Source organism: Allopontixanthobacter sp., assembly GCF_034376665.1.
Taxonomy (GTDB): domain Bacteria; phylum Pseudomonadota; class Alphaproteobacteria; order Sphingomonadales; family Sphingomonadaceae; genus Allopontixanthobacter.
This window is the reverse complement of the sequence record NZ_JAXMJI010000050.1, coordinates 1-6,207: the sequence shown is the minus strand read 5'-3', so window position 1 is coordinate 6,207 and position 6,207 is coordinate 1. Positions and strand designations below refer to the sequence as shown.

The 6,207-nt window shown below is 61.0% G+C and carries 10 protein-coding genes; 5 read left to right on the top strand and 5 right to left on the bottom strand.

Annotation, left to right across the window (positions count from 1 at the left end; translation table 11 throughout):
• Both U0988_RS05095 and U0988_RS05090 read right to left on the bottom strand, forming a co-directional pair.
• A partial coding sequence (locus U0988_RS05095; protein ID WP_416172364.1) for a hypothetical protein occupies positions 1 to 184 on the bottom strand: 184 nt, incomplete at its 3' end.
• Positions 185 to 312: 128 nt separating this feature from the next.
• The gene (locus U0988_RS05090) at positions 313 to 765 is read right to left on the bottom strand and encodes a CHRD domain-containing protein (protein ID WP_322291557.1); all 453 of its coding nucleotides are present in this window, start codon (positions 763 to 765) and stop codon (positions 313 to 315) included.
• Positions 766 to 891: 126 nt separating this feature from the next.
• Here U0988_RS05090 and U0988_RS05085 point away from each other — a divergent pair, with 126 nt between their 5' ends.
• The 3 genes from U0988_RS05085 to U0988_RS05075 all read left to right on the top strand — a co-directional run bounded on the left by U0988_RS05085 (position 892) and on the right by U0988_RS05075 (position 2,813).
• Positions 892 to 1,473, top strand: coding sequence for a TetR/AcrR family transcriptional regulator (locus U0988_RS05085; RefSeq protein WP_322291556.1), 582 nt, complete (start codon positions 892 to 894; stop codon positions 1,471 to 1,473).
• A 71-nt stretch (positions 1,474 to 1,544) separates the two neighbouring features.
• Positions 1,545 to 2,120: a carboxymuconolactone decarboxylase family protein gene (locus U0988_RS05080; RefSeq protein ID WP_322291555.1), complete on the top strand. Its 576-nt coding sequence runs from the start codon at positions 1,545 to 1,547 to the stop codon at positions 2,118 to 2,120.
• 228 nt (positions 2,121 to 2,348) lie between these two features.
• Positions 2,349 to 2,813 carry a nuclear transport factor 2 family protein gene (locus tag U0988_RS05075; protein ID WP_322291554.1) on the top strand — a complete coding sequence of 155 codons (465 nt, stop codon included), beginning with the start codon at positions 2,349 to 2,351 and terminating at the stop codon, positions 2,811 to 2,813.
• Positions 2,814 to 2,911: 98 nt separating this feature from the next.
• On the opposite strand, the gene U0988_RS05070 is transcribed toward U0988_RS05075, so the two are convergent.
• Positions 2,912 to 3,607: a crotonase/enoyl-CoA hydratase family protein gene (locus U0988_RS05070; RefSeq protein ID WP_322291553.1), complete on the bottom strand. Its 696-nt coding sequence runs from the start codon at positions 3,605 to 3,607 to the stop codon at positions 2,912 to 2,914.
• 135 nt (positions 3,608 to 3,742) lie between these two features.
• On the opposite strand from U0988_RS05070, the gene U0988_RS05065 reads away from it, so the two are divergent.
• The gene (locus tag U0988_RS05065) at positions 3,743 to 4,357 is read left to right on the top strand and encodes a helix-turn-helix domain-containing protein (RefSeq protein ID WP_322291552.1); all 615 of its coding nucleotides are present in this window, start codon (positions 3,743 to 3,745) and stop codon (positions 4,355 to 4,357) included.
• On the opposite strand, the gene U0988_RS05060 is transcribed toward U0988_RS05065, so the two are convergent.
• Both U0988_RS05060 and U0988_RS05055 read right to left on the bottom strand, forming a co-directional pair.
• The gene (locus U0988_RS05060) at positions 4,354 to 5,010 is read right to left on the bottom strand and encodes a pyridoxamine 5'-phosphate oxidase family protein (RefSeq protein WP_322291551.1); all 657 of its coding nucleotides are present in this window, start codon (positions 5,008 to 5,010) and stop codon (positions 4,354 to 4,356) included. The two genes, U0988_RS05065 and U0988_RS05060, sit on opposite strands and share 4 nt — an antisense overlap.
• A 65-nt stretch (positions 5,011 to 5,075) precedes the next feature.
• Positions 5,076 to 5,453 carry a DsrE family protein gene (locus U0988_RS05055; protein WP_322291550.1) on the bottom strand — a complete coding sequence of 126 codons (378 nt, stop codon included), beginning with the start codon at positions 5,451 to 5,453 and terminating at the stop codon, positions 5,076 to 5,078.
• Positions 5,454 to 5,570: 117 nt separating this feature from the next.
• Between U0988_RS05055 and U0988_RS05050 the strand changes: the two genes are divergently transcribed.
• Entirely contained in the window at positions 5,571 to 6,137 is a 567-nt protein-coding gene (locus tag U0988_RS05050) for a TetR/AcrR family transcriptional regulator (protein ID WP_322291549.1), read from the top strand.
• The last annotated feature ends 70 nt before the right edge of the window (positions 6,138 to 6,207 follow it).

Sequence of the window (6,207 nt, the reverse complement as noted above, 5' to 3'; positions counted from 1 at the left end):
CCCGCCAGATGGGAATCATTGCGGCGAAGGCAGTGTCGGTCGATCCGTCGCCGATCATCACCTCGTAAGGAATTACGCTGACGATAGTCAGGCTGGCATCGAAACAGCGCGCAAGATCGAGCGCAATGTCGAGCCTGCCCGAGTGGCCCGCATCCGAGAAGGCATGGAAAACGATGGATTTCATAGCAGTGTACTCCCCTATCCTGCCGGTAGAGGTACAGCATAATCGAGGAGCCGGAATTGATCTGGCGCAAAGAGCACGAAGCCCGGCCTGCTGCGGCAGACCAGGCTTCGGGCAGTCAGGCTCAGCCCTTAGCGGCGCAACTGACCACGAATGGCGCCGTTCGGATATTCGGCGGTGTGGACATTGACGTAGAACGCCTGGGGATTGTCCTCGATCCGGTCCTGCGTCCATTCAGAGCCATCCGTGCAGCCCTTGTAGCCGCCTTCGTTGGCGGGCCGCAGGGTGAACACCGGCGGGCCATTGGTACCCACAGCGCCGACATGGATGTGGGCTGCCGTAATCGGGCCGATGCCGCGGATCTCATTAAGGTCCCAGCAGACCTGCCCGAAATCGTCGGAGATCGAAATTTCAGCCTTGCCGGCGCCGTCCGGATCGCCGCCGCCGACTTCCTGTGCGCCTGTCAGCGTGGCGTAATAGGTATCGGCCGTTTCCTCGGCGAAGGTTTCTTCCAGCGTGGCACAGCCCGCCAGCGCGGCACAGCCGGCCAAGGTCGCCAACATGGGGAGTTTGATGATCTTCATAGCGGTTCCTCTCGGTATGGCACGCAAGGTGCACGTCCCATCTGGAGAAACAAACTTCCGACGAGGCCGTATGGTTCCGCGTGGGCGAGTATTGACCGTTCGTTCCAATCTAACTAGATAACCGCCATGCCGTGGGAAAAACGCTTTGATATCGACCAGACGCTTAACCGCGCGATGGAAGCGTTCTGGGCGCGCGGGTTCGAGGCGACTTCGATGCAGGATCTGGTCGATGTAACCGGGGTCAACCGGGCCAGCCTTTACGCCACTTATGGCGATAAGCGGGACCTGTTCCTGGCTGCACTGCGCAGATACGATTCCGAGGTCCGGCGCCGCCTGCTGGACGAACTCGGAGCCCGCGAAACCCCGCCTCGCGCGGTCGCTGCCGTGTTCGACAAGTTCATTCGCCAGGTCACTCAGCCGGATGGCAACTGGGGCTGTTTCCTGATCAATTCCGCGCTGGAACTGGCACCGCACGATCCCGAGATCGCAGCAATGGTCAACAGCGCACAAGACGACATCGAAGCGTTCTTCCTCGCGATGATCCGCAAGGGGCAGCAATCGGGCGACTTTCCCGAGCAGCTCGATGCCACCTATTTGGCCCGTCAAGGGCTTGTCACGGTACTAGGCCTGGTGGTGATGATCCGCAGCCGACCCGAAGAAGCCTATCTCCACGCCATCCGCGACGGCTTTTTGAGCCGGCTGACCTGAACCCATTTTTGCACCATTTGGAACGATTGTTCCATGAATTACGACTTACCCCCCACGAAAGGAAAATAACCATGTCCCAGCTATTCAAGACGACCCTCCCCCTGCGCACCGCCGACGATGCCGATCCTGCGGTCGCTGGCCCGCTCAAGGACACGCAGGCCAAGATGGGCATGGTTCCCAATATGTACGGCGCCATGGCCAATCTGCCTGCTCTGCTGGATACCTATAGCCACGCCTACGGCAAGTTCAGGGCCGAGGCCGGCTTTACCCCGGTGGAACAGGAAGTGGTGTTTCTCGCCATCAGCCGGGCCAATGGCTGCCATTACTGCATGGCGGCACACAGCTTCGTCGGAGACATGATGACCAAGGTTCCTGCCGAGGTGACCGACGCCATCCGCGACGGACGCCCAGTCGGCGATGCGAAGCTCGAAGCGCTGCGCGCCTTCGCTCACATCATGACCGAGAGCCGCGGGAATCCTTCGCCTGCAGAAGCCCGGGCCTTCCTTGATGCAGGATTCACCGAAACACACATCCTCGGGATCATTCTCGCGCTGAGCGCGAAGGTGATCTCGAATTACACCAATCATATCTTCCATACCGAACTCGACCCGGCATTCGCAGGGCGGGCGTGGACCCCCGAAGGCTGACACTCGGCCAGTCTGCAAGAGTCTGAATAACCGGCGCAAATACCCCCGCTGCCGGTTGGGGCCGCATCGCGTTCGCATCCCTCCCGCGAGCCATGCGGCCCCACTTTTGCGGGCAATGTGCTCAACCAGGCTTGACTTCTTTAACGATCGGTACAAAAAAATGTACCGATCGTTAAATTTAAAGCAAAAGGCAGCGACACCGCTGCGCAGCACACGGAGGCCAGCACGATGTCCGATCAAACGCGATTTTCCTTTTCCCTTGCGAGCGCCACCGCCAAGGTCCGTGCTGCTGAAGATGCGTGGAACGGGCGCACCCCCGCCAAGGTCGCGCTTGCCTATTCGCCGGATAGCTGCTGGCGCAACCGGGCGGAATTCGTCGAAGGCCGCGAGGAAATCGAACAGTTCCTCACCCGCAAATGGGCCCGCGAACTGGATTACCGCCTGATCAAGGAATTGTGGGCGTTCGGCGGCAACCGCATAGCCGTGCGCTTCGCCTACGAATGGCATGACGACAGCGGACAATGGTTCCGTTCCTATGGTAATGAAAACTGGGAATTCGACGACCAAGGCCTGATGCGCTTTCGCCATGCCAGCATCAATGATCTGCCTATCACAGCTGGTGACCGCCTGTTTCACTGGCCGCTTGGTCCCCGCCCGACCGACCATTCGGGCCTTAGCGACCTCGGCCTGTGATGGTCCCGCTCATGCACTGCCAGGCGAGCCCGACTCCGGACCTCGATATCAATTGTCACGGGTAGACTACGCCTCCGAGGGCAACGCCCCGGACGGGGTCACCCGGTCGGCAGGAGCCGTTCGCGGGCAGCCTTTCGGATTGCCTCGACAACACCGGCCCGCATCCGCTGCTTGGTGGATGCGTGTGCCGCCATGTCGAGGCGAGCGAGCTGTTTGCTGACCTGCCCGGCCGCCGCCTCCGCCTGTTCCAGCGCGACCAGGAGATCGAGGAAGCCGGCCTCGACCGCCTCTTGCGGGTCAAGCATCTGTCCGAGTGCCACAGCACGGTGGAACCAGGTCGGAGCCAGCCGATATCCGGCCAGTTCCAGAGCGAAATCGGGCACGGCGATACCGATCGCGACTTCGTTCATTCCGACCTGATAGTCTCCGGCGACACCAATCCGGACGTCGGCGGCCAGCAGCAGGAAGGCGCCCATGGGATATGCATGGCCAGAACACAGGCCAATTACCGGATATGGATGCTCCAGCAGAGCCAGGATGGCATCGACTCCGGCTTGCAGAAGAGCACGGCTGGCTTCTGCATCGCGGGAGGCCAGCGGTTTTACGTCAAATCCTGCGGAGAACACCTTCTCCCGCCCGGAGCGGAGCAGGATCATCGCCTTATCTTCCCGGGCCTGCGCGATTGAGCAGCACAGTTCATCGAGCAAGTTTGTCGTCATGACATTCACCTTGCCGTCATCGATCGTGATCGTGGAAAGTCCGTCTTTGTGAGAATAGCTGATACCCGCTGCCATCGTGCAAGCCCCTTCAATCGCCGTACATCATCGCCAAATTAATTAGACCGGTCAATATAGTTTTGCGGTGGCCAAGGTTGACGCCACACCGAATGCGGGTCAGGCATACCCTGGGAATAAAAATGGAGGTGCGGCATGGCGGCCAAGGCAAAGCACAGACAACCGATTATCGATGCGGCCGTGCGGCTCTTTCGCCAGCGCGGCTATGCAGCGACGGGGCTGAGCGATCTGGTTGAAGCCAGCGGATCGCCCAAGGGGTCGATGTATCACTACTTCCCCGCGGGCAAACCGTCGATCGCAGTTGCGGCGGTTGAAGAGGCCGGGCGGCGGGTTGTGGAGACGATGGAGGAAATCGCCGTACGCACCCATTCAACCGCCGAACTGCTGGTCGAACACGGGAGGCTCCTGGGCGACTGGATGGATAAGTCAGGCTTTCGCGACGGATGCCCAATGACCACGGTCCTCCTGGAATTGGCACCGGACGATCGCGCCGTTACCGAAGCCGGCCGCCACGCTTTCGCCGCACGTCTGCGCATCCTGCGGGCCCGCCTGATAGAGGACGGGTACGATGCCCAGGCAGCGGAAGCGCTGGCGCTGGTCTGCACCAATGCGCTGCAGGGCAGCCTGGTGATGGCCCGGGTCGAATGCAGCCGGGCACCGATCGAGCAAACGGCCGCGCAACTGGCCCGCATGGTGGTTAACGGGTGCGCGAGGCCGAAACCGGCGGCCATTACGGGACAGCATCATTAAGTCGAACGGTCCATTTGCCCGACCCCGCGCTCTGCCTGACCTGACGAACCAGTCACGCGCGCGATTTCCTGAACGAGGCGCGCGATTTCCGCGTCCTTTTCCGCCAGCATCGCGTCGACCTGGTCCTGATCGTACTTGCGCGGAATATGCTGGGGGCAATTGGGATCCCACGCGGTGACCGTGAACAGCAGCGCGCGTTCAGGCGCTGCGGCATAGTCTTCCGGCATCAACTGCGCGATCAGCTCTGCATCGCCTTCGACCATGCGTGCCTCGCCCCAGATCTTGATCCGGCGCCGGTTGGCATAATCCATCAGGAAGATGAACGCCTTTGCGTTATCGAGCAGGTTGCCCTGCGAAATGAACTGCCGGTTGCCGCGGAAATCGGCCATGCCCAGCGTGTGCGCGTCAAGCACCTTCAGAAATCCCCGTGGTCCGCCGCGATGCTGGATATAGGGTTGTCCGGAAGCATTGGCGGTGGCGAGGTAGAAGCTGTTCTGCTGCGCGATGAATTGCGCCAGTTGCGGAGAAATCACGTCGGACCAGCCGCCCCGCGCCTCCATCTTGGCATAGGAATCGCGTGAACCGTTGCGGACCTGCAAATCGCGGATGGTCCGGGTGAAGACAATCTCGTCGCTGTCCTGGCTGTCAGGCATGGCCATGTTTCCATGTGCTGGCGCCGGTGCCCTGCCGGAATGGCCTGGGCACCGGCGATGGAGATTCAGAATGTGACCAGGCTGTAGCCGTGGTCGAGATAGGTCGAGATATCGAGAATCCCCGGCGTTCCCGGAATTGCCTTCTCATAGTCGAGCTTCAGCCCGGTCTTGCGCGCGTCTTCGGTCGCACCGAATACGTCGGCACACCCGCCGCAGACACCGGCGATTTCGCTCTTGACTGCTTCATAGAGCGTGTGCGCGGGATGCTCGGGCTTGACCAATTCGGCAGGCCAGCGCGTGCCCGCGCCCTGGAACACGATGGCAGTTTCCTGTCCCTTCTCCTTCAGCTCAAAGGCGAGGAACAGCGCGTTGAACAGGCGCCCAAGCGCCTCCTCGGTGCCGGATTTGGGATCGGAATAGATGATGATAGCGGTCTTGCTCATGGAAGGCTCCAGGGTTTGGAATTGAATATTACCGAACGAACGGTATAGAACGATTATACTCTCGACCTGTTGCTGTCAACATATTATACCGCTTGTTCGGAAAAGGAGATTGAAGCCATGGGCCGCAAGGCAATCATCGAAGGCGACGCCCTGATGGCAAAGCTCAGCGATATGTTTCGACGGGTCGGCTACGAAGGAGCCACCCTGGCCCGCCTGTCCGAAACGACCGGGCTGAAGAAGCCGAGTCTGTATCACCGCTTCCCCGGCGGAAAGGAGCAGATGGCGTGCGAGGTTCTCGACGACGCCGGACGCTGGCTGGCCACGCACGTGCTGGAACCGCTAACGGCCGACGGCAGCCCCCGCGCGCGTATCGAGCACATGGCCAGCCAGCTTGACCGCTTTTACCGCGGCGGCGAACAAGCCTGCCTGCTCAACCTGCTGTCCGCGCCGCTCGGCAGCGACGGGCCATTTCAGGATCGAGTCTCTGCGATGTTCGAAGCTTTCATTGATGCCATCGCCGCAGTGGTCACGGAGGATGGCATTGCCCCTGCCGAAGCCCGGCTCCGCGCGGAGCGGGCAGTTGCTCAGATCCAGGGCAGCCTTGTCCTGTCTCGCGGTCTGGGGCGCACCGAGCCTTTTCGGGATGCATTGTCAGAACTGCCCGACAGATTGCTGGGCCAATGATCCGGCACGCCAATCAGGCGGCCCCTCAGGTAAATTGCGCTGTGATCGGGCGGAGATGCAAATATATCCG